Genomic DNA, 23,446 nt, shown 5'->3' with positions numbered 1-23,446 from the left:
CCAGGAGGTGACCCGCAGATGAAACACCTCAACGCCTCACCGCCGCACATCGCACCCGAACACCTCGCCCTCGGCACCTGCCCCACCTGCGGCCGGAAGTCCTACCTCACCCGCCGCGAAGCACGCCGCGCCGCCCGCGCCATCCACCCCCACACCGCCCTCCGCGCCTACAAGTGCGGCGACCACTGGCACAACGGCCACACCTCGGCCTGGAGAAAGCGAGGCGAGCAGCAGTGACCCGACCCCACGGCTACGCCCGCTACAAGCTCGACGGCTGCCGCTGCTACACCTGCGGCTTCGCCGCCGCCCAATACCGCGACGCCCGCGACCACGCCATCCGCCGCGGAACCTGGCAGCCCTACGTCGACGCCGAACCCGCCCGCGCCCACGTGCGTGAACTCCTCGCCTGCGGAATCGGTACGCGCACCATCGCAGCCCTCGCCCACCTCGACCGCAAGCAGGTGTACGTCCTCCTGCACGGCCGATCCGACCGCGGCACACCACCACCGGCACAGATCCGGCCGGCCACCGCCGCGGCGATCCTCTCCGTCGAGCCGACGTGGGAGAACCTGCCGGGCACGACCACCGTCGCCGCAGTCGGCACCGTGCGCCGTCTCCAGGCGCTGACCGCCAGAGGCTGGCCGCAGTCACGCCTCGCGGCCCGGCTGGACATGACCCCGGGCAACTTCGGGGCGCTCCTCGCACGGGAGCACGTCACCATCGCCACCGCGCGCCGCGTGCGCAGCCTCTACGACGAGCTGTGGCGCACCGACCCCCGTGACCACCGTGTCGCCAACCAGGCATACAGCCGGGCCCTCAACCAGGCCAAGGCCAAGCTGTGGGCTCCGGTCGGCGCGTGGGACGACGACACCATCGACGACCCGCAGGCGTACCCCGACTGGACCGGCCACTGCGGCACGTCCAGCGGCTACAACGCCCACTTCCAAAACGGTGTTCTGCCTGCTTGCCAGCCGTGCCTCGACGCCCGCAGCGCCCACCGCGCCGCAACCAAGGCGGTGGCGGCATGACCCACATGACCCGCGAGGAGCGTGCCACCAGAGCCCGCACCCTCTACCGAGCCGGCTGGAGCGACCCGGCCATCGCCGCCCACCTCGGCGTGTCCACCCGCACCGTGCTCCGCCTCCGCCACGAACCCACCCGCGCCCGGAAGGCCACGGTCGTCATCGACCGGCCCAGGCCCGCGGAGGGCTGGCACCGGCACGGCGCCTGCACCCGACCCACCCCGATCCCCGCGGACTGGGACGGCGACGGCACCACCACCGAGAGCATCGCCGCGCAGAACGTGTGCGTGTTGCGCTGCCCGGTCCGGGCCCTCTGCCTGGCCGAGGCCATGCACGGCGAGGGCGCGATGCCGACCCGGGGCCGCGGCGGGATCGCGGGCGGCCTGACCCCCGTGCAGCGGGCTTCTCTCTACCGCGCGCTGCGTTCCCGCACCCAGGAGGTGCCCGCATGAGCATCACCGGCCACGCCCCCGACAACCTGCCCCGCGGTGACTGGCGGGACCATGCCGCCTGCCGCGTGCTGGCCGACCCGGAGGTCATGTTCCCGCCGCCGGGAGCGCCGGCCCTCGTCGCCCGCAGCATCTGCGACGACTGCCCCGTCCGCAGGGCGTGCGCGAACTGGGCCCTCAGCAACCCGCAGGACGCGGCGTTCGGCGTGTGGGGCGGGCTGACGGAGCGGGAGCGGGCGACCATCCTGCGCCGCCGCGTGCCCCGGGACCCGGACCACCCGCAAGCCCCGCGCAAGGGCGGCCGGCCGCAGGCCGAGTGCGGCACGGCGTCGGCCTACGACCGGCACGTGAAGAAGCGCGAGCCGATCGACGACGCCTGCCGCGCGGCCAAACGTCGCCGCGACGCAGCACACCGGGCCAAGGCCGAGGCCGCAGCGTGACCGGCCACGACCCCACCACCAGCACACACACCGCGGGGGCCGACCGCCCTACGACCGGCCCCCGCACCGGCGCCGATACCGCCGACAACCTCAACAAGGAGCTGCAATGACCACCGTAACCCCCGCCAGCACCGCAGAACTCGACCTGCTCGCCACCAGCGGACCGACATCGCTGGTCATCACCATCACACCCGCCCTCGCCACGGACCTCCTGCGGCGCAACACCCACAACCGCAAGCTGCGGGACCGTGCCGTCGGCGACTACGCCCGCGACATGGCCTCCGGACGGTGGGCCGTCAACGGCGAAGCCATCAAGCTCGCCACCGACGGCAGTGTCCTCGACGGACAGCACCGCCTCCACGCCGTCATCCAGGCCGACACCGCCGTCGACATGTTCGTCGTCATCGGCCTCGACCCCGCCTCGCAGGAAACCATGGACGCCGGCCGCAAGCGTTCCACCGGCGACGTCCTCGGCCTCCGCAACGAAGACAACGCCGTCACCCTCGCCGCGATCCTCCGCCGGGTGTGGGCTTGGGAGCAGGGCGACCGCCGCTTCACCGGCCGCCAGTCCCCAACGACCGCCGAGTGCGCTGCCCTCCTCGTCGAGCGGCCCGAGCTGCGCCGCTCCACGGAGATCGCGGTCCGCACCCGCCAGGCATTTCCGCACATTCCGCAGTCGGTCCTCGGCACCTGCCATCACCTGTTCACCACCATCGACCCGGCCGAGGCTGCCTGGTTCTTCCAGCGGCTCAGCGACGGCGCCGAGCTGCCCGTCGGCCACCCGATCCTCGCCCTGCGGACCCGGGTCACCTCCGAGCGACTCGACAACGTGCGCCTGGCAGAAGACCGCTTCATGGCCTACCTGATCCGCACTTGGAACGCCGTGCGCGCTGGCCGGGACCTGGCCCGGCTGGTGCACAAGCCGGGCAGCGAGATCCCCACCCCGAAGTAGCAGTACCGCCGGGTCCGCAGCACCGCGGGCCCGGCACCGGACACGACGAAGCCCCGCCGAAGCGGGGCCCAGGGGAGAGAGGAGAAGCCGATGTCAGGTCTGCGGACGGTGAGTGTCACCCGCGGCCATTGCCTGTCGGTAGAACTCCGGGGACACCAGAACTGCCACGCGGTTCCTCTCCTTCTTGCGATCCACGACGAAGACAGGATCCACAAGGGCCGCGCCAAGCTCCAAGCCTCGCACCAACTCTTTGGCCTCTCCTTCCGTGATCTCGCAGCCCGTCAGCTCGCGCGGTCCAGACGCCCAGGGCGAACCCGCGATGTTGTGACGCGGCCGTTCGGCGCGGATGGCGTGAAGCTCGGCTGCGAGCGCGGCAGCGCGGGAGTCGTACCACTCGACAGTTTGGCGTGCGGCTTCGTGCCACCACGGCGCCTTGACCGCGTGGGCTGCGAAGCGCTGCTCCACGTTGTGCGTGATTCCGACGTAGAGCAGGGCGTCGTCCCCGTCGTAGAAGCGGTAGAGCGCGGTGGGGTGGTCGTCGAGATACATGGGGTTCCCCCTCGGTCAGTCCGAGGGGGATCCCCCCGGATCTCGGTCTGCTTCGACGGCTTCCGCGTCAGGCACGGGCACGATCGCTGCGATTCGACGGCCACGGCTCGTCACGTAGGTGATCCGGCCGCGGACGGCGGTCTCGTTCACGACGTCCGACAAGGACGCCCTCAGTTCTCGGATGCCGATCTCGGCACTTGTGGACGCAGGCATACGCACATAGTAACCGTGGTACCTTCGCGTACCCAAGTGTACACTAGTGACCCCACGGATATCCGTGAGCCGCCCTGACCAGGGGGTTTCACAGCCACGTCCTGATCAGTGCGAACGAGAGAAGAGCAAGCGTGAGGATCCGGCACTCCAGGCCAACGAGGGACTTCCTCCAAGTCCCCAACGCCACCGTGCGCGACGACCGCCTAAGCCATATGGCCCGCGGCATCCTTGTCGAACTCCTCAGCCGCCCCGACGGCTGGGACACCACCGCCGACTCGCTGTGGCGCGCCTCAAACGAACGCCACGGCAAGGCGGGCCCCGGCCGCCGCCAGTTCCGCGCAGCCTTCGCCGAACTGAAGGAACACGGCTACCTCACGCCGAGTCGAGAGGTACTCCCCGGTGGCCAGCACACCACGATCCTCACCCTCACCGACGTGCCACACGGTGGTACGTCGGCGCGAGCAGGGGAAACCCCGAAGCCCGCAGGTCACACCGACGTACCACATGGTGGTACGTCGGACCGAACTGGGGGAACGCGCAATGGCGCAGGTGGGGCCGACGTACCACATGGCGGTACGCCGGAAGCCCACTCCGACGTACCAGGTGGTGGCACGTCGGAGTCACCTGCACAAACCCCCAACACCGCAGGTCGCACCGACGTACCAGCCTGTGGCATCCCGGCCGGACCTGCGCAAACAAGCAAAACCCCAGGTCACTCCGACGTGCCACACGGTGGTACGTCTAAGAACGAATACGGGAAGACGAATACGGGAGAAGAAACAAATACTCCTGCGCTTCGCGCAGATGATTCCCTCACCGGTCCACTCGCCCTCGACAGCAGCGGCAACGCCGCCCCCCAGCGCGACTACCAACTCGAAGCCTTCGGCGCGTTCTGGCTCGTCTACCCCCGCAAGCGCAACCGCGAAGACGCCCGCAAGGAGTGGATAGCCGCCATCGACCGCGGCGCCACCCCCGAACACATCGTCCAGGCTGCCAAGGCATACGCCCACGAACGCGCGACTGAGGACCCCCGGTACACGCCGTACCCCGCCACCTGGCTCCGTCGCGGCGCCTACGACGACGAACCCGACCAGCCGCCACTGGCCGCGCCGTTCGCCAGCGGTCAACCCACCCCCAGCAACGTCATCGCGCTGCCCAACCAGCACCGCCCGTCCACCACTGACGCCCGCGTGCAGCAGGCCATCGACGTCGGCAGCCGCCTCCAGGCCGCCGCCGACGCCGCCCGCGCTCAGGAGAACCGATGACCGAAACGATCACCTACAAGGAAGTGGGAACGTTCCTCGGCCTCGCTGCCGCCCGCGACCAGCGCACCGTCGGCGACGCCGACGTCCTCGCCTGGCACGCAGACCTCAACGCCGCCCGCATCAACTACGCCGCCGCCGAGGCCGCCCTCACCCGCTTCTACCTGGAGATGGCCTCCCGCAAGCCCGAGGACCGATTCCGCGCCACGGCCGTCGACATCATCGACCTCGCCCGCAAAGCCCGCCGCGACCGCCTCACGAACTTCCAGTACGAGCCGCCACCCGGCGACGAGGACCCGAACTACCTCGCCCGCCTCCGCGGACAGATCGCAGCCACCGCCGACGGCCATCGGCCCGCCGACCCGGTCCCGCCCGCGCTCGAAGGCGGCTCGCCCCAAGCCCTGGCGCGCGTCCTCGAAGGCGTCGGCCGGGAGATACCCGCCGAACCCGGCGAGGAGGAAGCCCGCGAGGCGGCCAAGCCCCGGCCGTTCAGCGTGCAGTGCCCGGCATGCCAGGCCCGGGTCGGCCAGCACTGCCGGTGGCCCGGAGGGAAACGTCGACCAACCCACGGCGCCCGGAAGCGAACCGCCCTTGGTGAACCCGTAGCCGACCCGGCCGCCGCACGCGAGGAAGAACGCCGCCGGACCGCCGCCGCGGAAGCCCTCGCCCGCCTCACCCCCGAGCAGCGCGCCCAGATGGACGCCATCAACCACCAGGAGCCCGCATGAAAGCCCTCACCATCCGTCAGCCCTGGGCCGACGCCATCACCCACGGCTCGAAGCGCGTCGAGAACCGCACCTGGACGACGAACTACCGCGGTCAGATCCTCATCCACGCCGGCGCCACCGACGACCGCCACGCCATCCTGCCGTTCGGCGAGAACACCGCCCGCCGCAACTACCCCGACACCCGCAGCGCGATCCTCGCCGTTGCCAACCTCACCGACTGCCACGCATACGCCGACTGCTGCGAGCCGTGGGGCAACTGGGACGTCTACCACTGGCAGCTCTCCAACGTTCGCCCGCTCCAACAGCCGGTGCCGTGCAAGGGCCGGCTCGGCTTCTGGACCCCGCCCGCCGAGGTCCTGGCCGCCGTCGAGAAGCAGCTCGCGGAGGTGTCCGCATGAAGCGCAGCCTCGCCCGCCTCCTCGACGCACTCACCCACACCGGACCCGGCTACAACCCGCCACACCAGCCCCGCCGCGGCGACGACATCGACCAATGGCTGAAAGCCCAGCGCGACGCGGCAGCCGACCACCCGGAGGCGTACCAGGCCGCGGACGGACTGCTCGACCTGTACCGGCTGCACGCCGACACCCGCACCCCCCTCACCGAACACGTCTGCGAGGGACGGGTCATCGGCGACTGCGAGTGCTTCGAAGGCGGTGCCCGATGACCGGCCAGCACTCGCTCCGTGTCCGCCTTCACGGAGGCCGGGCCGTCCACGCCGCCCGCGAGCTGCCGATCTCCGGCGGCACCGAAACCGCCTGCGGCTACTTCATCGACGTCCTCGCCGACAACCACTGGCTCGACGACGACGCCGAGATCACCTGCCGCCGCTGCATCCGCGCCATCAACCGAGAGGCCAACCGATGACCGGCCAGCTCCAGATCCCCGAGCCCACCCCCGGCACCATCAACGCCGCCGCCGGCGAACACGCCAAGCAGACCGGCATGACCCGCGTCGACCAGCTCGACCCCGACTGGGCCACCGACTGCGACGCCCGCATAGCCAAGTTCGCCGCCCTCGGCATCCCCTTCCAAGCCGCCGACCTCGTCGCCGACGGGCTCGACGAGCCGCCGCACCCCAACTGCTGGGGCCCCCGCTTCCGCGCCGCCGCCCACGCCGGAGTCATCCGCTTCCACGGCTACGCCAAGTCGAAGCGCGCCACCGTCCACCGCTCCATCTGCCACGAGTGGATCGGCGCCGAGACCGAGGAGCGTGCCGCATGATCTCCGTTCGCGCGTCAGTTGCCCTCACCGCCTACGTCGCCACCATCCCGGCCGCGAACATGCTCGTCACTCACGTCGGTGCCGTGCCAGTCGGCTTCGGCTATGCCGCACCCGCCGGCGTGTACATGGTCGGCCTCGCCCTCGTCCTCCGTGACCTCGCGCGGGAAGCCGCCGGACGCGCCGCCATCCTCGCCGCGATCGCCACAGGAGCGGTGCTGTCGTGGCTGCTGGCCACCCCAGAGTTGGCCATCGCCTCCACCGCGGCGTTCGCCCTGTCCGAGACGCTCGACTACGCCGTATACGAACCACTCCGCCGACGCGGCCTGCTGGTCGCGATGGCCGCCTCCAACGCGGTCGGTCTCCTCGCCGACAGCGTGGTGTTCCTGTGGCTCGCCTTCGGGTCCCTCGCGTTCCTGCCCGGCCAACTCGTCGGCAAAGCCTGGATGACGGCCGCCGCCATCACGGTGATCTTCGCCTGGCGCGCCCGCAGGCCGGAGGCGACCGCATGAAGTTCTACCTCGGCGCCAAGCCGCACTTCATGGCACACACCGACGTGCCGCTGTTCGTCTCCGACACAACTCTGCGCGGCATACGGCGCCTACCCGAAGCCCGCGGCCCGTGGGCGCTGGACTCCGGCGGATTCACTCAACTGTCCGAACACGGCACCTGGGGCAGCGGACCCAGCCCCCGCCAGTACGTGGAACAGATCCGCCGGTACGCGGAGCACATCGGCCGCTTGGAGTGGGCCGCGCCGCAGGACTGGATGTGCGAGGACGTCATCATCAACGGCGGCCCCATGCCCGGCGGCAAGCACGCCCCCGGCACCCGCCTGAGCGTGGCCGAGCACCAGCGGCGGACCGTGGCGAACTTTTGCGAGCTCCGCGCGCTGAACTGCCCGGTGCGGATCATCCCCGTGCTGCAGGGTGACCGGCCGGCCGCCTACGAGCAGTGCGCCACCCTCTACGAGCGGGCCGGCGTCGACCTCACTCGCGAGCCGCTGGTGGGTGTCGGGAGCGTGTGCCGCATTCAGGACACCCCGCTCGCCGCGGAGGTCATCCACACCGTCGCGGGCATCGTCGGCCCGGGCCGGGCGCACGGCTTCGGCTTCAAGACGGAGGGGCTCCGGCGCGTCGCGCACCTGCTCGGCACAGCCGACTCGATGGCCTGGTCCGCCCAGGGCCGACACACCCCCGGCGACGGCTGCGACTTCCGGCTTCCGCGTTCCCGCGGCCCGCACAAGAACGAAGCGAACTGCCTGCGCTACGCCCTCGCCTGGCGCGAAGGCGTCCTCGCCGCCATCGAGAAGGGCATGACCGCCCCCCGGCAGCTCTCCCTCCTCGACCTACCGGTCGAAGACCGACTGGAGCGTGCAGCGTGAGTCGCTACAGCGTCCCCATGCCCGACGACATCCGCGCCATCTCCCGCACCGGACAGCACCCCGCCCTCGCCGTCACCTGCCCCCACTGCGGCGCCCACGACCGCGCACCCTGCACCACCCGCAGCGGACGGCGCCGCATCACCGACGCGCCCGTCCACCCCGCCCGCATCACCGCGTGGGTCATCGCCACCGCCGTCTGCCCCGCCTGCCAGGTGGCGCCCGGCACCCCCTGCCGGGTCGGCGGCCGAGCGATCCCCGAACCCCACCCGCAGCGCGTACAGGAAGCCGAGGTCACCGCATGAGCCCCACCCGCATCAAGCGCGAACGCACCCGCGGGTGGCGTGCACCCGAAGGCGCCATCTACGTCGGACGCGGCACCGCCTGGGGCAACCCCTACGCAGTAGTCCGCCAGGCCGACGGCCTCTACGGCATCCCCGACCCGATCGACAGCCTCAGCACCTGGGCCACGTTCGACTACGAGCGCGACGCCCGCGCCGAAGCCGCCCTCCTGTTCCGCGCCTGGATCGCCGAGCGACCGACCCTGATCGCCCGCGCACGCCGCGAGCTGGCCGGCCGGAACCTCATGTGCTGGTGCCCGCTCGACCAGCCCTGCCACGCCGACGTGCTCCTGGAGTTGGCCAACGGGGGCGACCAATGACCGGCCCCTACCGCGTCCTCGTCACCGGCTCCCGCGACTGGCCCGCCTCCAACGTGGTGTGGGCTGCCCTCAACAACGCCCGCGACGAAGCACTCATCACGGGCCGGTCACTCGTCGTCGTCCACGGCGTCTGCCCCACTGGTGCCGACGCCCAAGCCCGCGACTGGTGCCTCACCGCCAACGGCTTCGTCAACGGCGTCACCGAGGAACACCACCCCGCCAACTGGCGGATCAACGGGCGCCGGGCCGGGTTCATCCGCAACGCCCACATGGTCTACCTCGGCGCCGACCTCTGCCTCGCCTTCATCCGCAACGGCAGCCGCGGCGCCAGCCACACCGCCGGACTCGCCGAACAAGCCGGGATCCCAGTCAGGCGGTGGACCACATGACCACCGCCTACGACCGGCTCCTCGCCGAGGAGATACCCATCCGCCCCACACCACCGCCGCACACACCCCAGCCCGCCGACTACCACAGCGCGTGGACCGAAGCCGAACAAGCCCAGCACCGCGCCGACCTCCTCGCCGCACTCGACGCACACCACGCCCACATCCGCCACCGGCACCTCCACGCCATACCCGAACAGGACGCCGCCTAATGGCCCGCAGCCCCGCAAACCAGCCCGCCCTCGGCGACCACCACCACCCCATCCCCACAACACCCGACACCGTCCCAGCCGGCTGCTGGTGGTTCACCGACCCCGACGGAGCCCTGTGCCTCCTCCCCGGATGCATGGCCCGCAGCCAAGACCCCGAGGCGGACTGCACATGCGACACGCTCGGCGCCCGCCTGGAGCGTGCCGAACGGAAGCTGCGGGACGAGCGGGCCGAACGGCAGTACGCCGAGGGCTGGTACCAGGCACTGCACGCCGCCCTCGACGCCCACCCCGCCGGACCAGACATCCGAGCCGACGCGCGGGCCAGAAGAGCCGCAACCCAAACCCGACCGTAGATCTACGACAGGACATCCCATGTCCACCAGCCAGCATCGCCGCTGCCGTGGCTGCGGCCGACCACTTCGGGACCCCGTGTCGCTCGCGGCCGGTATGGGTCCGGTGTGCCGGCGTGCGGTTCGCGGGCCGGAGCCACTGCGGGTGCATGAAGGGGTGGTTCCTGCGGTGTCCGGCCAGCTCGAACTGCCGGGCTGCGGTGAACTGCCAGCCACCTCCCCGCTCAACCACCGTCGTGTCCGTCGCCGCGGGCCGACCGTCGACCTACCCGACATCGCCCACTACCCCGGAGGACCCCCATGACCGCTGTCCCGAACGAGCCGTTCCTGTCCGTTGCCGTGCGCTGCTTCGTCGTCGGTGCTGTCGGCACTGCGGTGGTGAACGCGGTGTGGTGGCTGATGGCCGGGGGGCCGATGCCGCCGTGGGCGTCGCTCGTCACGTCGATGGTGGTGATGGCGGCTGCTGGTCGGGTGGCTGCGTACCGGCGTGAGCGTGCGTGGCGGCGGGTGATCGCCGCCTACGAGTTGCCGTCGTTCGGTGCGGATGGCGGGGACACGCCCGGTCGTCCGCCTGCTGTCTGATCCCTTTCGTTTGCCCGGCCGCCGTGCGCGGCCGGGCCCCTGCACCCGGAGAACCTGATGACCGCACAGCCTGGCCGCGCGATGACGATGCGCGAGATCCGCGAGCAGTTGGGCCACGCCACGCCCGGCGTGCCCGCCCCCACCGTGCAGCCGACCCGATACGTCGTCTCCTGTCTGCCCGAGGGCGATGACACCGACCGGCATCTCTTCGCCATCCAGGTGGAGTACCGCGGCCGAGACCGGTGGGCCGTCGTCCGCCACGGCCAGTGCCTCACCGCCGACGGCTCCTGGGATTGGGAGCACGTGCCGTCCGAGCGCACCGACGAGTGGCTGGCCGCGCACCGGTTCGACGTGGACACGGCGCTGCGCCTCGCGAAGGAGCAGGCACCGCTGATCACCGTGAACGGCTTCACCGTGTCCGACGCACTGCGCATGCACGCTGAGAGGAGCACCCGATGACCGAGCCCAGCATCCCCGAGACGCGCACTGTGCGCCCGCTGGACGGCCGTACAGGCGCTCCGGTGGATACGCCGCCCCCGAAAGAGGCCCGTGAAGGGGTCTGCGCGCCCGTCTCCCGGCCTGAACTGCCCTTGGGGCCCCTGGCTATCTCGCACTCTAAGAGCGCCAGCGAGGCGTACAGCCACTCGATCGACCGCATGCAGCGAGGAGCGCGCCCATGACCACCCCTGAACTCCCCGCAAATGACTGGCGCAGAACCGTGTACGGGCGCAGTCAGATCAGTGGCAACGACTCCCGCCGTCGCCCTCGTACCGCTGAACGTGCGCGGCTGATCGCCGAGCACCGCAACCGGTGCCTCTACTGCCAGATACCCATCGGCGCCGAGATCCTGCGCGAAAACAGTTTCGTCACACTCCGCCTCAACTGGGATCATTTCGCGCCCTACGCGTACATCGCGCGGAACCCGCAGGACAACTGGGTCCTGGCCTGCCACGTGTGCAACAACATCAAACAGGGGCGGATCTTCCAGACCGTTCAAGAAGTACGCAATACGATCCTGCCCGAGCGGCTCACCAAGGGCTACGAAGATCCACTTTCTGTGTGTCGCCGTCTCGGAATCGTCATCGATCACGACCCCTGGCCCGACCGCCTGTGCGTCGTGAAGCAAGCCACGATTCACAGTGCAGCTCCGTCAAAGGCCGGGTTCTGGAAGACTGCATGCGGCCTGGAGAAGCCAGCCGTTCTGTGGCGCACGCCGGCCAAGGCGACGCGGTACTGCGCGGACTGTGCGGTGGCTGTGAGCGGAGCGACGCGAGCCGACGGGCAGGGCGTGGCGTCATGAATCACGGCAACACTTCCCTCCCCACGCTCACCGACCGAGTCGCCGCGCTCGCCGAAGTGGAGCGGGCGGTGCGGCAGGTCGCCGCCAACTGCTCCTACCGGCCGGGCGACGGCTGCGACTTCTGCAACGGCGTGGATGCGGCACTGGAACAGGTCCGTCGCCTGGCCGCCGAAGCGCAGCGCACCGAGAGCGTGCCGCCGGCGGGCGCACAGGACCGCGAGGCCCCCACCCATCCCGCCTATCTCCGTGCTGTGGTGTTGTCCGCTCTCGCCGGCTGCGGTGTGCAGGTGCCCGCCGCGCGTGCGCAAGCGGCTGCGGAGACCGTGCTCGTGCACCTGGCCGACGCGCAGCAGCCCGGCGGCGGCGCAGTCCGCGTCACCTCCGGCAGCAGCGAACGCCGCGACCGGTACGCCGCAGCAGTCCGCCACCTGCACGAGACCGGCGGCCTCTACGCCCTCGACGCAGGCGAGGACGGGCGCATCGCCGACGCCGTGACGCCCGTGGCCGACGCCGAGCAGCACGCGGTGTACCGGCTGCTGTCCGAGTCCCGCATCCGAGAAGCCCGCCTGCGGGAGGAGAACGAGGGGCTGGACGAAGCACTTCGGGGGGCGATCTCGGCGGCCGAGAAGGACAGCGCCCGCCTGCGCGGCGAGCGTGACCGGGCGCGTGAGGTGGAGGTCCGACTGGAGAACCAGCTCGCCGCCATCCTCGGCGAGTGCGACGCCATCGACAGCGACGTGCACGGCAAGAACCCTGTGGCGCTCGCCGGAATGCGCGACGCTGTCGCACGCATCCGCGCCGTACACGACGACGAGCCGACCCCCGGGCCAGCGCCGACCGCACTCAAGCACCGCGGCGGCAATGCCGAGGACTGCCCCGCCTGCCACGACACCAACCCGCCGTACCCGTTCCTCTGCCCCGGCCCCGGCAGCGAGGAGCCCCCGTGCTGACCCCAACGTCATCAAGTGCAGAGAACAATCTCCGCGCCCAGGTACGTGCGGCCCTCATCATCAGCGGTCTGAGCCAAGCCGAGGCCGCCCGGCGGCTCGATCTGTCCACCAAACACCTCAGCCAAATGCTCACCGGTCGGGCCACCCTCACCCTCTCTTGGGCCGACAGCCTCCTCTCACTCTGTGGCATGCGCGTCAGCGTCGCCGTGTCCCTCATCACCGACCCGCGCGACATCGGCGACGACGGAGCCGCATCGTGACCGGGCCGCGGGGACTCACAGACACGGAACTCGAAGTCCTCCGCGGAACCGCGGCCGGCGACACCTACAGCGAGATCGGCCACCACATCAACCTCACCACCAAGAGCGTGGCGAACGTAGCCACCCGCGTCATGCGCAAACTCGGCGCGGTCAGCATGCCCCACGCCGTCTACCTCGCCACCCGCACCGGACTCCTCGACGCCCCCCTCGACAACCCCCTGACCGGCCGGCAGCTCGAAGCCCTGCTCTGGACCGCCCTCGGCTACACCGCGCAGCACGCCGCCGACCAGATGGGCACCTCCCTCGACACGGTCCGCTGGCTTCTGCGCACCGCCCACCACCGGCTCGGCGCGCGCACCGCCACCCACGCCGTCGCCCTCGCCATGGCCGCTGGCCTCATCACCCCAGCCCACATCACCACCGGGCGACAGGAGCACGCCGCATGACCAGCACCCCACTCACCCAGACCCGCCCCGAACCCAGCCGGCCCCTCATCCGCGCACTCCAGCGCCAGATCGAGCAGCTCGCCAACAGCATCCCCGGCAAAGACGCCCACCGCACCGCAGCCGGCTGGGTGTACATGACCTGCATCCACGCCTGGGCAGCCGACCACCACCTCATCGACGGCCGCCTGAACGCCGACGCGCAGCCCGCACGGCGGCAGTTCCTCGCCCAGGGCGGCACCGACCTGGCCTGGCTCACCTACGCCGTCGCCGACACCGCCGTCCACCCCTGCGCCTGGACGCTCCTCGACCCCGCCTACGACAACCCCGTCCGCCACGCCTCACCCAGTGAGACCGCCGGCAGCCGCCTACTCCACTGGTGGGCCGAAGACGCCCCCACCCTCGCCTACCCCGTCGAGAGCGGGCCGGGCACGATCACCGGCTGGATCCTCGGCGACCTCCTCCAACTCGTCACCGACGAACGCCGCCTCGCCCACGCCCTCGCCCAATCCCCCTGGTGGCTCGCCGACGGCATCCTCGACCGCACCCTCATCCCCGCCGCCGCGGAGTTCCGCAACGAGACGCTGCGCCTGATCGACCCCACCTGCGGAACCGGCCACTTCCTCATCCGCGCCATCGACATGCTCTGGGAGCTGTACACCACCGGCCAACTCGCCCCGCGGCAGATGCACATGGACGGCGTCACCGGCTGGACACCCATACCCCCGGCCGCGGCGGCCCGCCGCATCCTCGCCGGCGTCGACGGCATGGAACTCGACCCGGTCACCGAGGCCGTGTGCCGACTCCGCGTCACCGTCTACCTCGCCCACCTACTCCACGAGGCCGGCGCCCTACCCGGGCCGCTGCGCCTGGACGCGATACCGCACCGGCCGATGCCTCGCATCAGCGTCGGCGACAGTCTCCTCGCGGGGAAGGTCAGCCGCGCCGAGTACGCGCGGCTGCGCCCTGCCCAGGCCCGCATCGTCAACCTCGGCACGGACGGCGGCACCGACACCCCAGCCGACGACGGCAGCGGGCCGGGCGCGGAGGCGGACCCGGTCCCCGTCGTGCTTCCGCAGGGCGCCGAGCGCGAACAACTCGCCCTCTTCTCCTGACCGCCTTCGCCCGAGTCGCGCAACAGGTAGACGCGCCCGCCTTAAAAGCGGCTCAGTGCCGGTTCGAATCCGGCCTCGGGCACAACCCACACGACGCTGAAGGGAACCTGATGACCAACCCCAACCCCAGCCCCGACTGCTGCGGATGGGCCTTTGCCCGCCGAGTACTCACCGACCCCGCCCGGCAGCGCGAGACGCTCGCCAGCCTCGACCGGGCTCTCGAAACCCTCACACCGACTGTCGCCCCCGACACCTTCCGCACCACCCCGGAGACCACCATGACCACACCCGTCAACTACGGCTGCTGGGACTGCCCCGACTTCCGCACCACCAGCCACGCCGAACTGAAACGCCACACCCGCGAACAGCACCCACCGCCCGAGCGCTGCGGCGATCTGTCGCCCACTGACCCGTTCGGCGCCATTCGTGAGGAGTGCGTGCTGCACCCCGGCCACTACGGCAGCCACGCCAACGACCACGGCACGCGCTGGCAGCTAGCCGAACGCTGCGTCGGCTGCGACTCGGAAGAGATCGTCTACCACAACTACCGGAACCAGCCGTTCTGCGAGCACTGCGCCAACTGCTCCTGCCGCCAGACCCCGTGCGCCCGAACCGCCGCCCACTGCGGCGAGGAGTGCGCCGACGGCCACGTCCGAGCCGGCCGCTGCACGCGGCGCGACGCAGCCCCACCCGCCCCGTGGGTACCCATCGACCTCACCACGCCCATCGGCGAACTGATCAACGGGCTCAGCCTGGACACCATCCGCGAGGTCTTCCGCCTCCTCGGCAAAGACATCGTCATCCAGCCCGCCAAGAAGCTGACCGTGACCGACGACTTCACCCCGCCCCCGCCCGGCAGCACCCGCGAGCAGCTCCCCGACCACCTGCTCCGCCTGATCGACGTGCCGCCGTACACCAGCACCGCATGTGAGACGGCCCGCGAGTGCGAGCGCGTAGTCGACGTCCACACCGAACACGCCGAGGAACTCCGGGCGGCGGCCGACCACCTCCACGACAGGTGTCGCCGCAACAACAAGTTCACCGGTGTCCCCTGCGGATGCGACTGCCACGGCATCGAGGAGCAGCCGTGACCGACCCCAGCCCCGCCGACGAACTCCGCACCGCCGCCGCACGCCTGCGGGCGCTCGCCACCGCCGCCACCCCCGGCCCGTGGCGCCAGCACGACACCCACCTCGGCCAGTACGGGCACACCGCGACCGTCCTGTCCGGCGAGCGCAACGACACCGAACTCCGCGCCTGGTTGCCGACGATGAGCCAGGAATCGTGGGACGAGACCCGCAACGTGTGGGCCGACGCCGCCTACATCGCCGCCATGCACCCCGGCATCGGCCTCGCCCTCGCCGACTGGCTGGAGCACGCGGCCCAGCAAGAGGCGTACACCCTCGCCGAGTGGGGCCACCGCGGCGGTGGCGGCCCCCACGCCCTCGCCGTCGCCCGCACCATCAACCAGGAGCAGCCGTGACGTGGGAGCGGCAGGAGATCACCACAGCCTGTGACTCCTGCCGCGCCTACTGGAACACCCTCCAAGACCTCGGCGCCGAATGGGACGCTGCCGGCCGCCCCATCGACCCCGACGGCTGGGGCCAGCAGATCGCCTCCGCTCTCGCCATGTACGGCGGACACCTCGCACACCACCTCGACAGGAGCCAGCCATGACCGACCCCACCGTGACCGACATCGTTCTCGCCTTCGTCGCCCTCGCCCTGGCCGCGGCTGCTGTCTGGTGCGCGGTCGACACCAGCCGGCACGCCCGCCGCGCCCAAGCCGCTCACCGGGAAGCCGCCGGCCACCGGGCACGAGCCGAACTCGCCGCCCTCAAAGCCGCACGCATCCGCCGCCACCACTGACCCCCGCCCGGCCGTCCCCCTCCGGCCGGGCTGGCGCAACTCCCGCACCAACCCAACGAACCGCACATACCGTGTACCAACACAACACAGGGGGGCGCACATGGACGACGGAGAGCAGACAGAGACGACAGCCAGCCACATGGACATCGTCCTGAACGAACAGGGGGAGACGTTCCTCCCGACATGGGCAGTCGTAGACCTGCTCCGCTCCGTGGCGATCGTGATGCGCGGAAACGAAGACGACCCAGACGTGTCGATCGGGATGTTCGCGCGGATCCTGGACCGAAACGCTGACGCGCTGGAAGTCCGCGCCATCGAAGCGACGACTCAGGCGGGCGAGCCAATGGCCTGACCGCCGCACACGACGACGCCCCGCCCAACCGGGCGGGGCGCTCACACGTCGCCGGGGTCGGGCCAGCCGGCCGACGACTCCGCCGACGGGCGCGGAACGAGACCGGTCACTCCGCGGCCCCCAAGGACTCCCACCTCCACGGGGTGTGCGTCGTATGGCGTCGCTCCCTGCCACATGCCTTGCAGTGCCTCGGCCGAATCCGCATGGGGACGACTGCGTGCAGGGGCAGCAGCCAGTCACCTTCGACTTGCAGATGGTCGCCCCGGTGCTGGCCACAGCGGCCGCAGATCCAATAGCCGTCCGAGCCGTCGGGCTGGACCGGGCCTTCACGGAACCAGTGGTCCGTGACCAGCGGCGGCCGGGCAGTCACGGCCGCCACCTCCCGCCCGGGCGCACCGATTCCGCGAACGGGTCGACGATCCCACGGAACCGGTGGCCGCATGGCAGCCACCGGGCCAGCAGCGCCGTCTCATACACACCGAACTGCGGGTCCTCAAGCCGCTCATCCACGCGCTCGGCTACCGCACCACACCCAGGGCAGCGCGGCAGAGGCGGCAGAGGCTCACCCCGCGCAATGGTGCCGAGGGCCCGCACGGGGCGGCTGTTCAACTGCCAGCGCAGCTCGGCCATCTGCTCGGCTGTCAGCTCCTGCACGCTCACGGCCGCCACTCCTCGCGGTAGTCGGGGTGGTCCGCCGTCATCGGGCACCGCTCTCGTCGTAGGAGGGGACGATCTCGCCGTCACCGCAGCACTCGACGGTCTCGTCCTGGACCTCCTCGCCGCACGAGTTGCACCACCAGTAGACCGGCTCCGACTCCTCAGCTGTCATCACGCTGCTCCTCTTCGTGGCGGCGCGCATCGTAAGCCACCTGCCTTCGCCGCCATTTGACCGCTCCATCGAATAGGCCCGTGTCTTCCAGAAAGTCGATCGCTGCCAGCTTGCCAGCCCGCTCTGCTTCGTAACTGGAGGCGCCCGCGGCTCGCGACTCGCGAGTCACCCTCGCTGCCAGCAGGTCAGCTTCTCGGGTGAGACGCCCTCGGAGAGGTGCGAGCTCGTTCCGGCGCTGAACCTTTTCGGTGCTGGGCGTCTGGTACTCCAGCGTGCCCATCAAGTTGTGCGTGGGACGTTCTTTCGCTATGGCTTCGAGCTCAGCGATGTATGCGTTGCGGCGCCCCGCGTGCCACTCTTCGGTGCGGCGTGTGACTGCCGGCCACCAAGGTTGTTGCCTGTGGGCCTGGCAACGGTGGTCCGGGTCGTAGGCCGAGCCGATGTACAAGAGGTTGCCCTCGGAGTCCCACAGGCGGTACACAGCGGCACGGCGGGGCTTGGCGGCGGAGTCGCTTGACGCGCTCATCGGTGGTCTCCTCGGAGGCGAGGCCGAACCAACCGGCCGCTGCTACTCGGGTGCATCCTGCGGCGAGTCCTTCCTCGGGCGTTGTGTCCAGCGGCCTGCCCCACGCTCGATGTCTTGGACCGTGCCGAGTGACACGCCCAACTGTTCGGCGATCTTGCGGTAGGGCACCTTCTGCTCGCGCAGTTCGAGGACGACCTGCCGCCGGTACTCGTGGAACTTCTTGTTGCGCTTCGCTTGGTCCTTCAGGAGCAAGCCGATCACGCGCGCCCGGGCCAGCGGGTCGGTCATCGCTTCCACTTCGTCGAGAGCGTCGAACACACGCTGCGCCTCCTGGTCGATGGGTTCTTCGGTCATCCCGTTCCTCATCTTCGGGAGCCGCTTGCCTAATTGTATGGGTGCCCATACATTGGTGACAAGCAGCCCACGCTGCCAATGCACAAGGCCCTGGTTCGTGGTCGCACACGAACCAGGGCCGCACCAAACCGACGGTGCCCGGTGGTCGCACACCGGGCACCGTCAAGCCCCGGCCCGTGGTCGCACACGGGCGCGGGAGTCACCCCTACCTGCGCTACCAGGAGGAATGACCATGCCGGATGCTATCGGCACCCACGCCGACCCCGACAGTCCGACGCAACGCGTCGTCCAGCTCCTCACCGCTACCCTCACCGGGCTCGACGGCACGATCAGCCGCGCCGGTGGGCCCGGCGTTCTCGACGTGCCGCTGCTCCTCGGCCTCCACGCCCGCCGCATCCACGGCAGCAACGGGCCCGCCGTGAGCGACGACGTGGAGGCCGCCCTCAAGGTGATCGGCAACCCGCACGAGCCGACCCCGCCGCGCCTGCTCCACCGCCGCATCCAGATCGCCCTCGACGAGGGAGTGACGCTGTGACCGCCGTCGAGCCGGCCGAGCCCGGTACCCAAGAGCAGCAGTGCGACGGCAGCGGCGGCTATGTCGAGGACACCTCCGGAGACGGCATCGTCCGGCAAACGTGGCGCAACTGCTGCGCCCACCCCCGCACCGACGGGCAGCAGCGTCAGCACGTGGGGCGGGCCGGCTGATGGCTCTCTTCCGCAGTGACCGCGAACTCGCCGACACCAAGTACAGCGGCAAGCAGTCCGCCTCCGACCGGGCCTCCGCCAGGCGCCGCGCCGACCACCGCAAGCCCGGTGGCGGCGCGGACCGTGCGCTCCGCGCCGGCCAGGACTGGGACGACGCCCAACGGCACGCCGACATCCGACGCAACAGCCAACGCAGCTAACCCCCGAACCGGCCGGGCCCGCCTCCACCCCTAGGGCGGGCCCGGCCTCGGAGCCGACCGTGAACCTTCCACACCCCACCACCACCGCCATCCCCGCACTCCTGTGGCACCTCCTCACATGGCGCCTCCACGGACCGCTCATCAGCCTCTGCGACGCCATCGCCCTCGCCCACATGCTGGAGCGGCTCGGCACCCGGACGGAGCCCCGGTGACCCGCCTACGCCCCCGGCTGCGGGACGAACTGTGCGGGCCGCTCGCCCGCTGGACGTTCACCGCCCTCGCCCTCCTCGCCGCGCTCGGCGACTTCAGGCCCGGCGTCCTCGTCATGGGCGCCGCCGCGGTCGCCTCCTGGCGCGCACACCACCACCGCATCCGACGATCCCGCAGGGGAGCACGACGACGATGACCGCACCCGCCGCCCACTGGGCACAGGCCAACCCGCTCCCGGCTGCGGTCCTCGCGGTCGGTGTCTGCGGGCTGCTCGTCCTCGCCGGGTGGCTCATCGTCCGCGGCCTGCGAGCCGCCGCCCGGCCCTCCGCGTCCGTCGTCGTCGCGTCGATCGGCGCCGCCGCCTGCACCGGCTACACCGCGGACACGAGCTGGCGGTTCGCCGCGCACCGGCTCGGCATGCACAGCCAGAACGAGCGGCTGTTCTTCTTCGCCGCAGGGGAGATCGCGCTCCTCGCCTGCGCGCTCCTCGCCCGAGCCCACAAACGCGCCACCACCACCGACACCACGGCCGGCACCTCGGGAACGCCCGGCGTCCTCGTGTGGGTCATCACCGGCGTCCAGGTCATCCCCGCCCTCACCGAGTCCGGACTCGTCGGCGGCACGGTCCGCGCCGTCATCGGGCCCGTCATGGCCGGCATCCTGTGGCACCTCGCCATGGGGCTGGAGATTCGCATCGCCCGCCCGCAGGCCCTCGCCTCCGGGCTGCTGGCCGTCGTCGGACGCGAGTTGCGCGAGCGGGTCCTGTCCTACGCGGGGCTCGCGACCCGGGACCGGGACGCCGAGCAGATCACCCGCGACCGTGCCACCGCCCGCGCCGTCCGCCTCGCCTCCCGCGACCGCCTTGGCCCGTGGGGGAAGAAGCGGCTCGCCGCCGCGGTTGCCCGCGCGCAGGTCGGTGTCAACGGTCAGCAGCGGCACCAGCTCATGCAGCTCCTCGCCGCACGGCGCGGTGCCGCCGCGCTGAAGGACGTACCCCTGCCGTCGCTGTGGACCGTCGAGGCTGTACCCGCCCCGTACCTGCGTACCCCGCACGGCATCACCACGGCCGAACTCAAGCGCCTCGACCGGTTCGATGCGGTACGCCGGGTGGCCGCCGCGCACCCGGATCGCACCCCGGCCGGACTCGCGTCGCTGTGCACCGGGTACGGCGTACCCGTCACCGAGACGCTGGTGCGGATGGCCACCCGGGCGGGCAATCCGCCACGCCTGGACACGGCCACCCCCGCCGTACCCGACCCGGTCGAACCGCCCGCACCCGAGGCCGTACCCGCACCCGAGGTACAGGCCGTACCCGCGGCCCCACCAGCACAGACACCCGTACCCGCCGACGTACCCGACACCGAGGTACACCCCGAGGTACAGGACCCGGAGCCCGTACTCGCCGCGGACCGTACCCGTACCCAGGTACACGCCCGGCTCCCCGAGAGCACCACCCACGACGCACCGGCGGAGCACCCCGACGAGCCCCCGGCTCCGGCCGCCGAGTACGCGCCCGTACCCGAGCCGAGTACGCCGAGTACACCCCCAGGTACGGACGCCCTCCTCGACCGGGCGCGCGTACTCGACGCCGAGCACCGCCGTACCCACGGCAAGCCCGCGGGCATCCGCGCCCTCAAGTCGGGGCTCGGTGTCGGCCAGTCCAAGGCGTCCGCCATCCGCCGCCACCTCGACGCCCAGGAGACCCAGTGATCGTCATGACCGACCCCCCCGCCGCCCCCGGCACGCTGCCCCCGGGCTGGACCACGGCCAGCACCACGCAGGCAGCCGAGCCCACCCCGACCGGCACGTCGACAGCGCCGGCCATGTCCGGCGTCATCACCACCGTCACCAGCCGCTCCGACACCCGCGTCACCGTCCACCGCGCCGACTACGAAGTGCTGTCCCCGCAGGGCGAGTACACCGTGCACGGCTATGCCTGGCGCTGCCCCTGCCACCGCCTCGCCCTCGGCTACCGGCCCGAATCCGGCTTCGCCGCGGCGCTCGCCGACGGCCGCGACCACCAGTGCGGAGACCACTCGTGAGCAGCGACGGACAGCAGCCCCCGCTCGCGCCCGAGATGCCGCCCGCGCCGGCCGGGGCCGACAACCTCCCGCCGTGGCGCAAGCCCGCCCCCGAGCCAGCCGACCGCCACGACGACGACTGGTGGGACCGGCTGTACGCCGACGGCACCGACACCGGGCCCGCCGCCGACTGGTGGACCAGGCCCCCGGAGCCCCCCGAGGCCGAGCTGCCCGTGCCGCGCCCGCAGACGAGCGCCCAGCCCCAGCCCGTCGAGGAGCTGACGGCCGACCCCGACACCCCGGAGCCGGCGCCCGAGCCCCGGCGGCGGCTGCCCACCATCAAGACGGGCGCCGTCGACCAGCGGGCCGAGCAGGTCCGCCAGCACCTGCACGTCGAGCACCGCACCTGGGTCCTGCTCTACAACGGCAGCGCCGCCACGTTGGGCTGGAGCTTTGGCCTGGTCGACCTGTTCGGAGGCTGGATCACCGACTGCGGCCGCGACTACAGCGTCACCACCGCACTGCTCCTCGGCAGCGGCATCGTCGTCCTCCTCGGCCAGGTCCTCGACCGCCGCACCCGCGGCTGGTGGGGCCCGCTCCCGTGGATCTGCCGCGCCCCCCTCGCCTCTGCCGTCCTCGCCTTGGGCCTGTACGCGCCCGCCTCCCTCTGACCAGGAGAAGTCATGTCCACCGCCGTATCCACCACGCCGATGGCGCCCCCGTCGCCGGGCATCAGCCAGGGCGAGATCCTCGGCCATCTCGGCGCCGGCGGCGCCGCCCTGGTCGTCACCGTCGTACTCGTCCTCGGCGTCAAGGCCGCGGGCAAGGGCCGGCCGTTGCCGTGGACGCTCGCGCTGTTCCTCGGCGCGCTCGCGGCCACCCTCTACGCCGCCGCGGGCGGCATCTGGTCCACCCCCGCCGACCTGCTCGGCACCCTCCTGGCCGCGCTCGGCGTCGGCGGCAGCGGCGGCCCCCTCGGCAACGTCGGCATGGGCGCCGCGGCCTGCTGCATCGCCGCCGTCCTGTACTGGAAGAAGCTCACGCTGAAGCAGGTCGCGATCTGGGGCTTCGTGATGGCCTACGTCGCCGGCCGTGCGGGCGGCATCTGGGGCGTCCTCGCCTCCGTCGTCGCCTCCTTCGCGAAGGTCCTGGGGGTCTGACGTGCCCGACCGGAAGCCCCGCCCAGTGGCCCGAGCGCGGGAGGCCGCCCGCCCCTTCATCCCCGGCCGGCACCTCGCTACGTCGCTGTGCACCGGCAGCCGCGCCCTGCTCGAACGGGGCGCGGCCTGGGTCGCCGCAGGCGACGGCACCCAGGGCAGCGTGACCCGCCTGGGTGGGGTAGCCGCGGGCGCGGTCGGCATCGTGCTCCTGGTCGACCAGCACCCGCCGATGATGACGCCGCTGACCGCGGCCTGGTGCGTCGCCGCATGGACGCTGGCCCCCGCCCCCACACCCCGAAACGATCAAGACGAGCCGGGGGAGGAGCAGCCGGCCGAGGCCGTGCCACCGGCCGCGCACATCGTCGCCCTCGCCATCCGCGAGATCACCGCCGACACCGGGCAGCGCGGCGCCCACCTCGACACCATCGCCGACGCCCTCCCCGGAGCCACGAAACAGACCGTCCGCCAGGCCCTCGACGCGGCCGGCATCCCGGTCACCGAAGGACTCAACCTGAAGGCGGCGGGGGGCCGTCAGCGCAACCGCCAAGGGGTCCTCCTCCGGGACCTCCCGGACGGGCTCGGGCACCTCCCCGACACCCCCGCTCCCGGCCCGCCCGGCAGCCCCGACCGGGGCCCCGCCTACACCCCCGTCACACCCCACCCACAGCCCGGCCCAGCGCCCGCTCCCCACACCCCGAACAGCCCCCACCCCCCGGCCCGGTAGCCCGGTAGGAACCGCAGGTCAGCCC

The 23,446-nt window shown here is 71.6% G+C and carries 47 protein-coding genes and 1 tRNA gene; 42 read left to right on the top strand and 6 right to left on the bottom strand.

Annotated elements, in window-relative coordinates:
* Positions 1 to 18 precede the first annotated feature (18 nt).
* From BMX65_RS17450 to BMX65_RS17430, 5 genes are all read left to right on the top strand, one after another.
* A complete protein-coding gene (locus BMX65_RS17450; protein ID WP_075001228.1) occupies positions 19 to 237 on the top strand; it encodes a hypothetical protein in 219 nt (72 codons plus the stop codon).
* Positions 234 to 1,028, top strand: coding sequence for a hypothetical protein (locus tag BMX65_RS17445; protein WP_075001227.1), 795 nt, complete (start codon positions 234 to 236; stop codon positions 1,026 to 1,028). Before BMX65_RS17450 ends, BMX65_RS17445 begins: the two co-directional genes overlap by 4 nt.
* Entirely contained in the window at positions 1,025 to 1,474 is a 450-nt protein-coding gene (locus BMX65_RS17440) for a WhiB family transcriptional regulator (protein WP_075001226.1), read from the top strand. Before BMX65_RS17445 ends, BMX65_RS17440 begins: the two co-directional genes overlap by 4 nt.
* The gene (locus BMX65_RS34155) at positions 1,471 to 1,911 is read left to right on the top strand and encodes a WhiB family transcriptional regulator (RefSeq protein WP_075001225.1); all 441 of its coding nucleotides are present in this window, start codon (positions 1,471 to 1,473) and stop codon (positions 1,909 to 1,911) included. Before BMX65_RS17440 ends, BMX65_RS34155 begins: the two co-directional genes overlap by 4 nt.
* 106 nt (positions 1,912 to 2,017) lie before the next feature.
* A complete protein-coding gene (locus BMX65_RS17430; protein WP_075001224.1) occupies positions 2,018 to 2,863 on the top strand; it encodes a hypothetical protein in 846 nt (281 codons plus the stop codon).
* A gap of 93 nt (positions 2,864 to 2,956) precedes the next feature.
* Here the strand turns inward: BMX65_RS17430 and BMX65_RS17425 are convergent, their stop codons facing one another.
* Together BMX65_RS17425 and BMX65_RS34315 are read right to left on the bottom strand one after the other, a co-directional pair.
* On the bottom strand, positions 2,957 to 3,412 hold the full coding sequence (locus BMX65_RS17425) for a GIY-YIG nuclease family protein (protein WP_075001223.1): 456 nt from the start codon (positions 3,410 to 3,412) through the stop codon (positions 2,957 to 2,959).
* A 15-nt stretch (positions 3,413 to 3,427) separates the two neighbouring features.
* Complete coding sequence (locus BMX65_RS34315; protein WP_075001222.1) at positions 3,428 to 3,625, bottom strand: type II toxin-antitoxin system prevent-host-death family antitoxin; 198 nt, start codon at positions 3,623 to 3,625, stop codon at positions 3,428 to 3,430.
* Positions 3,626 to 4,347: 722 nt separating this feature from the next.
* Between BMX65_RS34315 and BMX65_RS17415 the strand changes: the two genes are divergently transcribed.
* The 27 genes from BMX65_RS17415 to BMX65_RS17290 all read left to right on the top strand — a co-directional run bounded on the left by BMX65_RS17415 (position 4,348) and on the right by BMX65_RS17290 (position 16,692).
* Positions 4,348 to 4,890, top strand: coding sequence for a hypothetical protein (locus tag BMX65_RS17415; RefSeq protein WP_075001221.1), 543 nt, complete (start codon positions 4,348 to 4,350; stop codon positions 4,888 to 4,890).
* A complete protein-coding gene (locus tag BMX65_RS17410; RefSeq protein ID WP_075001220.1) occupies positions 4,887 to 5,615 on the top strand; it encodes a hypothetical protein in 729 nt (242 codons plus the stop codon). Before BMX65_RS17415 ends, BMX65_RS17410 begins: the two co-directional genes overlap by 4 nt.
* A complete protein-coding gene (locus BMX65_RS17405; RefSeq protein ID WP_075001219.1) occupies positions 5,612 to 6,013 on the top strand; it encodes an ASCH domain-containing protein in 402 nt (133 codons plus the stop codon). Before BMX65_RS17410 ends, BMX65_RS17405 begins: the two co-directional genes overlap by 4 nt.
* Entirely contained in the window at positions 6,010 to 6,282 is a 273-nt protein-coding gene (locus tag BMX65_RS17400) for a hypothetical protein (protein WP_075001218.1), read from the top strand. The genes BMX65_RS17405 and BMX65_RS17400 overlap by 4 nt, the downstream gene beginning before the upstream one ends.
* Entirely contained in the window at positions 6,279 to 6,482 is a 204-nt protein-coding gene (locus tag BMX65_RS17395) for a hypothetical protein (RefSeq protein WP_075001217.1), read from the top strand. The genes BMX65_RS17400 and BMX65_RS17395 overlap by 4 nt, the downstream gene beginning before the upstream one ends.
* Entirely contained in the window at positions 6,479 to 6,838 is a 360-nt protein-coding gene (locus BMX65_RS17390) for a hypothetical protein (RefSeq protein ID WP_075001216.1), read from the top strand. Before BMX65_RS17395 ends, BMX65_RS17390 begins: the two co-directional genes overlap by 4 nt.
* Complete coding sequence (locus BMX65_RS17385; RefSeq protein ID WP_075001215.1) at positions 6,835 to 7,347, top strand: VUT family protein; 513 nt, start codon at positions 6,835 to 6,837, stop codon at positions 7,345 to 7,347. The genes BMX65_RS17390 and BMX65_RS17385 overlap by 4 nt, the downstream gene beginning before the upstream one ends.
* A complete protein-coding gene (locus BMX65_RS17380) occupies positions 7,344 to 8,216 on the top strand; it encodes a deazapurine DNA modification protein DpdA family protein (RefSeq protein ID WP_075001214.1) in 873 nt (290 codons plus the stop codon). The genes BMX65_RS17385 and BMX65_RS17380 overlap by 4 nt, the downstream gene beginning before the upstream one ends.
* A gap of 17 nt (positions 8,217 to 8,233) precedes the next feature.
* The gene (locus BMX65_RS17375) at positions 8,234 to 8,518 is read left to right on the top strand and encodes a zinc finger domain-containing protein (protein WP_075001213.1); all 285 of its coding nucleotides are present in this window, start codon (positions 8,234 to 8,236) and stop codon (positions 8,516 to 8,518) included.
* Positions 8,515 to 8,874, top strand: coding sequence for a DUF4326 domain-containing protein (locus BMX65_RS17370; protein ID WP_075001212.1), 360 nt, complete (start codon positions 8,515 to 8,517; stop codon positions 8,872 to 8,874). The genes BMX65_RS17375 and BMX65_RS17370 overlap by 4 nt, the downstream gene beginning before the upstream one ends.
* The gene (locus BMX65_RS17365; RefSeq protein WP_075001211.1) at positions 8,871 to 9,263 is read left to right on the top strand and encodes an SLOG family protein; all 393 of its coding nucleotides are present in this window, start codon (positions 8,871 to 8,873) and stop codon (positions 9,261 to 9,263) included. The genes BMX65_RS17370 and BMX65_RS17365 overlap by 4 nt, the downstream gene beginning before the upstream one ends.
* Complete coding sequence (locus BMX65_RS17360) at positions 9,260 to 9,472, top strand: hypothetical protein (protein ID WP_075001210.1); 213 nt, start codon at positions 9,260 to 9,262, stop codon at positions 9,470 to 9,472. The genes BMX65_RS17365 and BMX65_RS17360 overlap by 4 nt, the downstream gene beginning before the upstream one ends.
* 134 nt (positions 9,473 to 9,606) lie before the next feature.
* Positions 9,607 to 9,825: a hypothetical protein gene (locus tag BMX65_RS33565; protein WP_239502175.1), complete on the top strand. Its 219-nt coding sequence runs from the start codon at positions 9,607 to 9,609 to the stop codon at positions 9,823 to 9,825.
* A gap of 19 nt (positions 9,826 to 9,844) precedes the next feature.
* A complete protein-coding gene (locus tag BMX65_RS34310) occupies positions 9,845 to 10,126 on the top strand; it encodes a DUF6011 domain-containing protein (protein ID WP_420856832.1) in 282 nt (93 codons plus the stop codon).
* A complete protein-coding gene (locus tag BMX65_RS17350; protein ID WP_075001208.1) occupies positions 10,123 to 10,404 on the top strand; it encodes a hypothetical protein in 282 nt (93 codons plus the stop codon). Before BMX65_RS34310 ends, BMX65_RS17350 begins: the two co-directional genes overlap by 4 nt.
* 57 nt (positions 10,405 to 10,461) lie before the next feature.
* Entirely contained in the window at positions 10,462 to 10,863 is a 402-nt protein-coding gene (locus BMX65_RS17345; RefSeq protein WP_143081861.1) for a hypothetical protein, read from the top strand.
* 217 nt (positions 10,864 to 11,080) lie between these two features.
* Positions 11,081 to 11,704 carry an HNH endonuclease gene (locus BMX65_RS32135; RefSeq protein WP_075001206.1) on the top strand — a complete coding sequence of 208 codons (624 nt, stop codon included), beginning with the start codon at positions 11,081 to 11,083 and terminating at the stop codon, positions 11,702 to 11,704.
* Positions 11,701 to 12,654 (top strand): hypothetical protein, encoded by a 954-nt coding sequence (locus BMX65_RS17335; RefSeq protein ID WP_075001205.1) that lies wholly within the window; start codon positions 11,701 to 11,703, stop codon positions 12,652 to 12,654. The genes BMX65_RS32135 and BMX65_RS17335 overlap by 4 nt, the downstream gene beginning before the upstream one ends.
* Positions 12,648 to 12,914: a helix-turn-helix domain-containing protein gene (locus tag BMX65_RS32945; RefSeq protein WP_075001204.1), complete on the top strand. Its 267-nt coding sequence runs from the start codon at positions 12,648 to 12,650 to the stop codon at positions 12,912 to 12,914. Before BMX65_RS17335 ends, BMX65_RS32945 begins: the two co-directional genes overlap by 7 nt.
* Positions 12,911 to 13,360, top strand: coding sequence for a helix-turn-helix domain-containing protein (locus BMX65_RS32940; RefSeq protein WP_075001203.1), 450 nt, complete (start codon positions 12,911 to 12,913; stop codon positions 13,358 to 13,360). Before BMX65_RS32945 ends, BMX65_RS32940 begins: the two co-directional genes overlap by 4 nt.
* Positions 13,357 to 14,472: a hypothetical protein gene (locus tag BMX65_RS17320; RefSeq protein WP_075001202.1), complete on the top strand. Its 1,116-nt coding sequence runs from the start codon at positions 13,357 to 13,359 to the stop codon at positions 14,470 to 14,472. The genes BMX65_RS32940 and BMX65_RS17320 overlap by 4 nt, the downstream gene beginning before the upstream one ends.
* 8 nt (positions 14,473 to 14,480) lie before the next feature.
* Positions 14,481 to 14,554: transfer RNA gene (locus tag BMX65_RS17315), tRNA-Leu, on the top strand.
* Between the two features lie 28 nt (positions 14,555 to 14,582).
* Positions 14,583 to 15,563, top strand: coding sequence for a hypothetical protein (locus BMX65_RS17310; protein WP_075001201.1), 981 nt, complete (start codon positions 14,583 to 14,585; stop codon positions 15,561 to 15,563).
* The gene (locus BMX65_RS17305; protein WP_075001200.1) at positions 15,560 to 15,955 is read left to right on the top strand and encodes an ead/Ea22-like family protein; all 396 of its coding nucleotides are present in this window, start codon (positions 15,560 to 15,562) and stop codon (positions 15,953 to 15,955) included. The genes BMX65_RS17310 and BMX65_RS17305 overlap by 4 nt, the downstream gene beginning before the upstream one ends.
* The gene (locus BMX65_RS17300; protein ID WP_075001199.1) at positions 15,952 to 16,149 is read left to right on the top strand and encodes a hypothetical protein; all 198 of its coding nucleotides are present in this window, start codon (positions 15,952 to 15,954) and stop codon (positions 16,147 to 16,149) included. The genes BMX65_RS17305 and BMX65_RS17300 overlap by 4 nt, the downstream gene beginning before the upstream one ends.
* Positions 16,146 to 16,340: a hypothetical protein gene (locus tag BMX65_RS17295; protein ID WP_075001198.1), complete on the top strand. Its 195-nt coding sequence runs from the start codon at positions 16,146 to 16,148 to the stop codon at positions 16,338 to 16,340. Before BMX65_RS17300 ends, BMX65_RS17295 begins: the two co-directional genes overlap by 4 nt.
* 100 nt (positions 16,341 to 16,440) lie before the next feature.
* A complete protein-coding gene (locus tag BMX65_RS17290) occupies positions 16,441 to 16,692 on the top strand; it encodes a hypothetical protein (RefSeq protein WP_143081860.1) in 252 nt (83 codons plus the stop codon).
* Positions 16,693 to 17,058: 366 nt separating this feature from the next.
* Here the strand turns inward: BMX65_RS17290 and BMX65_RS17280 are convergent, their stop codons facing one another.
* The 4 genes from BMX65_RS17280 to BMX65_RS17270 are packed head-to-tail and all read right to left on the bottom strand — an operon-like array spanning position 17,059 to position 18,401.
* Positions 17,059 to 17,352: a hypothetical protein gene (locus BMX65_RS17280; RefSeq protein ID WP_075001195.1), complete on the bottom strand. Its 294-nt coding sequence runs from the start codon at positions 17,350 to 17,352 to the stop codon at positions 17,059 to 17,061.
* A gap of 37 nt (positions 17,353 to 17,389) precedes the next feature.
* Positions 17,390 to 17,521 (bottom strand): hypothetical protein, encoded by a 132-nt coding sequence (locus BMX65_RS33970; protein WP_275435222.1) that lies wholly within the window; start codon positions 17,519 to 17,521, stop codon positions 17,390 to 17,392.
* Positions 17,511 to 18,047 carry a GIY-YIG nuclease family protein gene (locus BMX65_RS17275; protein WP_075001194.1) on the bottom strand — a complete coding sequence of 179 codons (537 nt, stop codon included), beginning with the start codon at positions 18,045 to 18,047 and terminating at the stop codon, positions 17,511 to 17,513. Before BMX65_RS17275 ends, BMX65_RS33970 begins: the two co-directional genes overlap by 11 nt.
* 42 nt (positions 18,048 to 18,089) lie before the next feature.
* On the bottom strand, positions 18,090 to 18,401 hold the full coding sequence (locus BMX65_RS17270) for a helix-turn-helix domain-containing protein (protein WP_075001193.1): 312 nt from the start codon (positions 18,399 to 18,401) through the stop codon (positions 18,090 to 18,092).
* A 232-nt stretch (positions 18,402 to 18,633) separates the two neighbouring features.
* Here BMX65_RS17270 and BMX65_RS17265 point away from each other — a divergent pair, with 232 nt between their 5' ends.
* The 10 genes from BMX65_RS17265 to BMX65_RS17235 are packed head-to-tail and all read left to right on the top strand — an operon-like array spanning position 18,634 to position 23,421.
* Entirely contained in the window at positions 18,634 to 18,936 is a 303-nt protein-coding gene (locus BMX65_RS17265) for a hypothetical protein (RefSeq protein ID WP_143081859.1), read from the top strand.
* A complete protein-coding gene (locus tag BMX65_RS32935) occupies positions 18,933 to 19,106 on the top strand; it encodes a hypothetical protein (protein WP_162637679.1) in 174 nt (57 codons plus the stop codon). The genes BMX65_RS17265 and BMX65_RS32935 overlap by 4 nt, the downstream gene beginning before the upstream one ends.
* Complete coding sequence (locus tag BMX65_RS17260) at positions 19,106 to 19,306, top strand: hypothetical protein (RefSeq protein WP_075001191.1); 201 nt, start codon at positions 19,106 to 19,108, stop codon at positions 19,304 to 19,306. The genes BMX65_RS32935 and BMX65_RS17260 overlap by 1 nt, the downstream gene beginning before the upstream one ends.
* 59 nt (positions 19,307 to 19,365) lie before the next feature.
* On the top strand, positions 19,366 to 19,518 hold the full coding sequence (locus BMX65_RS32930; RefSeq protein ID WP_162637680.1) for a hypothetical protein: 153 nt from the start codon (positions 19,366 to 19,368) through the stop codon (positions 19,516 to 19,518).
* Positions 19,515 to 19,712: a hypothetical protein gene (locus tag BMX65_RS32490; protein WP_143081858.1), complete on the top strand. Its 198-nt coding sequence runs from the start codon at positions 19,515 to 19,517 to the stop codon at positions 19,710 to 19,712. The genes BMX65_RS32930 and BMX65_RS32490 overlap by 4 nt, the downstream gene beginning before the upstream one ends.
* A complete protein-coding gene (locus BMX65_RS17255; protein ID WP_075001190.1) occupies positions 19,709 to 21,226 on the top strand; it encodes a hypothetical protein in 1,518 nt (505 codons plus the stop codon). Before BMX65_RS32490 ends, BMX65_RS17255 begins: the two co-directional genes overlap by 4 nt.
* Positions 21,227 to 21,231: 5 nt before the next feature.
* A complete protein-coding gene (locus BMX65_RS17250; RefSeq protein WP_143081857.1) occupies positions 21,232 to 21,558 on the top strand; it encodes a hypothetical protein in 327 nt (108 codons plus the stop codon).
* Entirely contained in the window at positions 21,555 to 22,208 is a 654-nt protein-coding gene (locus BMX65_RS17245) for a hypothetical protein (RefSeq protein ID WP_075001188.1), read from the top strand. Before BMX65_RS17250 ends, BMX65_RS17245 begins: the two co-directional genes overlap by 4 nt.
* A 12-nt stretch (positions 22,209 to 22,220) precedes the next feature.
* Positions 22,221 to 22,697, top strand: coding sequence for a hypothetical protein (locus BMX65_RS17240; protein ID WP_075001187.1), 477 nt, complete (start codon positions 22,221 to 22,223; stop codon positions 22,695 to 22,697).
* 25 nt (positions 22,698 to 22,722) lie between these two features.
* Positions 22,723 to 23,421, top strand: a complete 699-nt coding sequence (locus tag BMX65_RS17235) for a hypothetical protein (RefSeq protein ID WP_075001186.1) — start codon at positions 22,723 to 22,725, stop codon at positions 23,419 to 23,421.
* Positions 23,422 to 23,446 lie beyond the last annotated feature (25 nt).

Source organism: Streptomyces qinglanensis, assembly GCF_900111245.1.
In the GTDB taxonomy this organism is placed as follows: Bacteria; Actinomycetota; Actinomycetes; order Streptomycetales; family Streptomycetaceae; genus Streptomyces; species Streptomyces qinglanensis.
Note: the sequence above shows the minus strand (reverse complement) of the source record. Positions and strands in the feature narration are given on the sequence as shown.

What these genes read in the sequence shown, in the direction of transcription:
- BMX65_RS17400 (WP_075001218.1), top strand. Translation starts at nt 6,010, where the DNA reads ATGAAGCGCAGCCTCGCCCGCCTCCTCGACGCACTCACCCACACCGGA.
- BMX65_RS17380 (WP_075001214.1), top strand. Translation starts at nt 7,344, where the DNA reads ATGAAGTTCTACCTCGGCGCCAAGCCGCACTTCATGGCACACACCGAC.
- BMX65_RS17275 (WP_075001194.1), bottom strand. Translation starts at nt 18,047, where the DNA reads ATGAGCGCGTCAAGCGACTCCGCCGCCAAGCCCCGCCGTGCCGCTGTG.
- BMX65_RS17370 (WP_075001212.1), top strand. Translation starts at nt 8,515, where the DNA reads ATGAGCCCCACCCGCATCAAGCGCGAACGCACCCGCGGGTGGCGTGCA.
- BMX65_RS34310 (WP_420856832.1), top strand. Translation starts at nt 9,845, where the DNA reads ATGTCCACCAGCCAGCATCGCCGCTGCCGTGGCTGCGGCCGACCACTT.
- BMX65_RS17430 (WP_075001224.1), top strand. Translation starts at nt 2,018, where the DNA reads ATGACCACCGTAACCCCCGCCAGCACCGCAGAACTCGACCTGCTCGCC.
- BMX65_RS17240 (WP_075001187.1), top strand. Translation starts at nt 22,221, where the DNA reads ATGTCCACCGCCGTATCCACCACGCCGATGGCGCCCCCGTCGCCGGGC.
- BMX65_RS17270 (WP_075001193.1), bottom strand. Translation starts at nt 18,401, where the DNA reads ATGACCGAAGAACCCATCGACCAGGAGGCGCAGCGTGTGTTCGACGCT.
- BMX65_RS17320 (WP_075001202.1), top strand. Translation starts at nt 13,357, where the DNA reads ATGACCAGCACCCCACTCACCCAGACCCGCCCCGAACCCAGCCGGCCC.
- BMX65_RS34315 (WP_075001222.1), bottom strand. Translation starts at nt 3,625, where the DNA reads ATGCCTGCGTCCACAAGTGCCGAGATCGGCATCCGAGAACTGAGGGCG.
- BMX65_RS32135 (WP_075001206.1), top strand. Translation starts at nt 11,081, where the DNA reads ATGACCACCCCTGAACTCCCCGCAAATGACTGGCGCAGAACCGTGTAC.
- BMX65_RS17390 (WP_075001216.1), top strand. Translation starts at nt 6,479, where the DNA reads ATGACCGGCCAGCTCCAGATCCCCGAGCCCACCCCCGGCACCATCAAC.
- BMX65_RS17295 (WP_075001198.1), top strand. Translation starts at nt 16,146, where the DNA reads ATGACCGACCCCACCGTGACCGACATCGTTCTCGCCTTCGTCGCCCTC.
- BMX65_RS17440 (WP_075001226.1), top strand. Translation starts at nt 1,025, where the DNA reads ATGACCCACATGACCCGCGAGGAGCGTGCCACCAGAGCCCGCACCCTC.
- BMX65_RS17365 (WP_075001211.1), top strand. Translation starts at nt 8,871, where the DNA reads ATGACCGGCCCCTACCGCGTCCTCGTCACCGGCTCCCGCGACTGGCCC.
- BMX65_RS17350 (WP_075001208.1), top strand. Translation starts at nt 10,123, where the DNA reads ATGACCGCTGTCCCGAACGAGCCGTTCCTGTCCGTTGCCGTGCGCTGC.
- BMX65_RS17265 (WP_143081859.1), top strand. Translation starts at nt 18,634, where the DNA reads ATGCCGGATGCTATCGGCACCCACGCCGACCCCGACAGTCCGACGCAA.
- BMX65_RS17375 (WP_075001213.1), top strand. Translation starts at nt 8,234, where the DNA reads ATGCCCGACGACATCCGCGCCATCTCCCGCACCGGACAGCACCCCGCC.
- BMX65_RS17290 (WP_143081860.1), top strand. Translation starts at nt 16,441, where the DNA reads ATGGACGACGGAGAGCAGACAGAGACGACAGCCAGCCACATGGACATC.
- BMX65_RS17255 (WP_075001190.1), top strand. Translation starts at nt 19,709, where the DNA reads ATGACCGCACCCGCCGCCCACTGGGCACAGGCCAACCCGCTCCCGGCT.
- BMX65_RS33565 (WP_239502175.1), top strand. Translation starts at nt 9,607, where the DNA reads ATGGCCCGCAGCCAAGACCCCGAGGCGGACTGCACATGCGACACGCTC.
- BMX65_RS34155 (WP_075001225.1), top strand. Translation starts at nt 1,471, where the DNA reads ATGAGCATCACCGGCCACGCCCCCGACAACCTGCCCCGCGGTGACTGG.
- BMX65_RS17260 (WP_075001191.1), top strand. Translation starts at nt 19,106, where the DNA reads ATGGCTCTCTTCCGCAGTGACCGCGAACTCGCCGACACCAAGTACAGC.
- BMX65_RS17425 (WP_075001223.1), bottom strand. Translation starts at nt 3,412, where the DNA reads ATGTATCTCGACGACCACCCCACCGCGCTCTACCGCTTCTACGACGGG.
- BMX65_RS17335 (WP_075001205.1), top strand. Translation starts at nt 11,701, where the DNA reads ATGAATCACGGCAACACTTCCCTCCCCACGCTCACCGACCGAGTCGCC.
- BMX65_RS17345 (WP_143081861.1), top strand. Translation starts at nt 10,462, where the DNA reads ATGACCGCACAGCCTGGCCGCGCGATGACGATGCGCGAGATCCGCGAG.
- BMX65_RS17360 (WP_075001210.1), top strand. Translation starts at nt 9,260, where the DNA reads ATGACCACCGCCTACGACCGGCTCCTCGCCGAGGAGATACCCATCCGC.
- BMX65_RS17310 (WP_075001201.1), top strand. Translation starts at nt 14,583, where the DNA reads ATGACCAACCCCAACCCCAGCCCCGACTGCTGCGGATGGGCCTTTGCC.
- BMX65_RS33970 (WP_275435222.1), bottom strand. Translation starts at nt 17,521, where the DNA reads ATGACAGCTGAGGAGTCGGAGCCGGTCTACTGGTGGTGCAACTCGTGC.
- BMX65_RS17395 (WP_075001217.1), top strand. Translation starts at nt 6,279, where the DNA reads ATGACCGGCCAGCACTCGCTCCGTGTCCGCCTTCACGGAGGCCGGGCC.
- BMX65_RS17450 (WP_075001228.1), top strand. Translation starts at nt 19, where the DNA reads ATGAAACACCTCAACGCCTCACCGCCGCACATCGCACCCGAACACCTC.
- BMX65_RS17410 (WP_075001220.1), top strand. Translation starts at nt 4,887, where the DNA reads ATGACCGAAACGATCACCTACAAGGAAGTGGGAACGTTCCTCGGCCTC.
- BMX65_RS17405 (WP_075001219.1), top strand. Translation starts at nt 5,612, where the DNA reads ATGAAAGCCCTCACCATCCGTCAGCCCTGGGCCGACGCCATCACCCAC.
- BMX65_RS17250 (WP_143081857.1), top strand. Translation starts at nt 21,232, where the DNA reads ATGACCGACCCCCCCGCCGCCCCCGGCACGCTGCCCCCGGGCTGGACC.
- BMX65_RS17385 (WP_075001215.1), top strand. Translation starts at nt 6,835, where the DNA reads ATGATCTCCGTTCGCGCGTCAGTTGCCCTCACCGCCTACGTCGCCACC.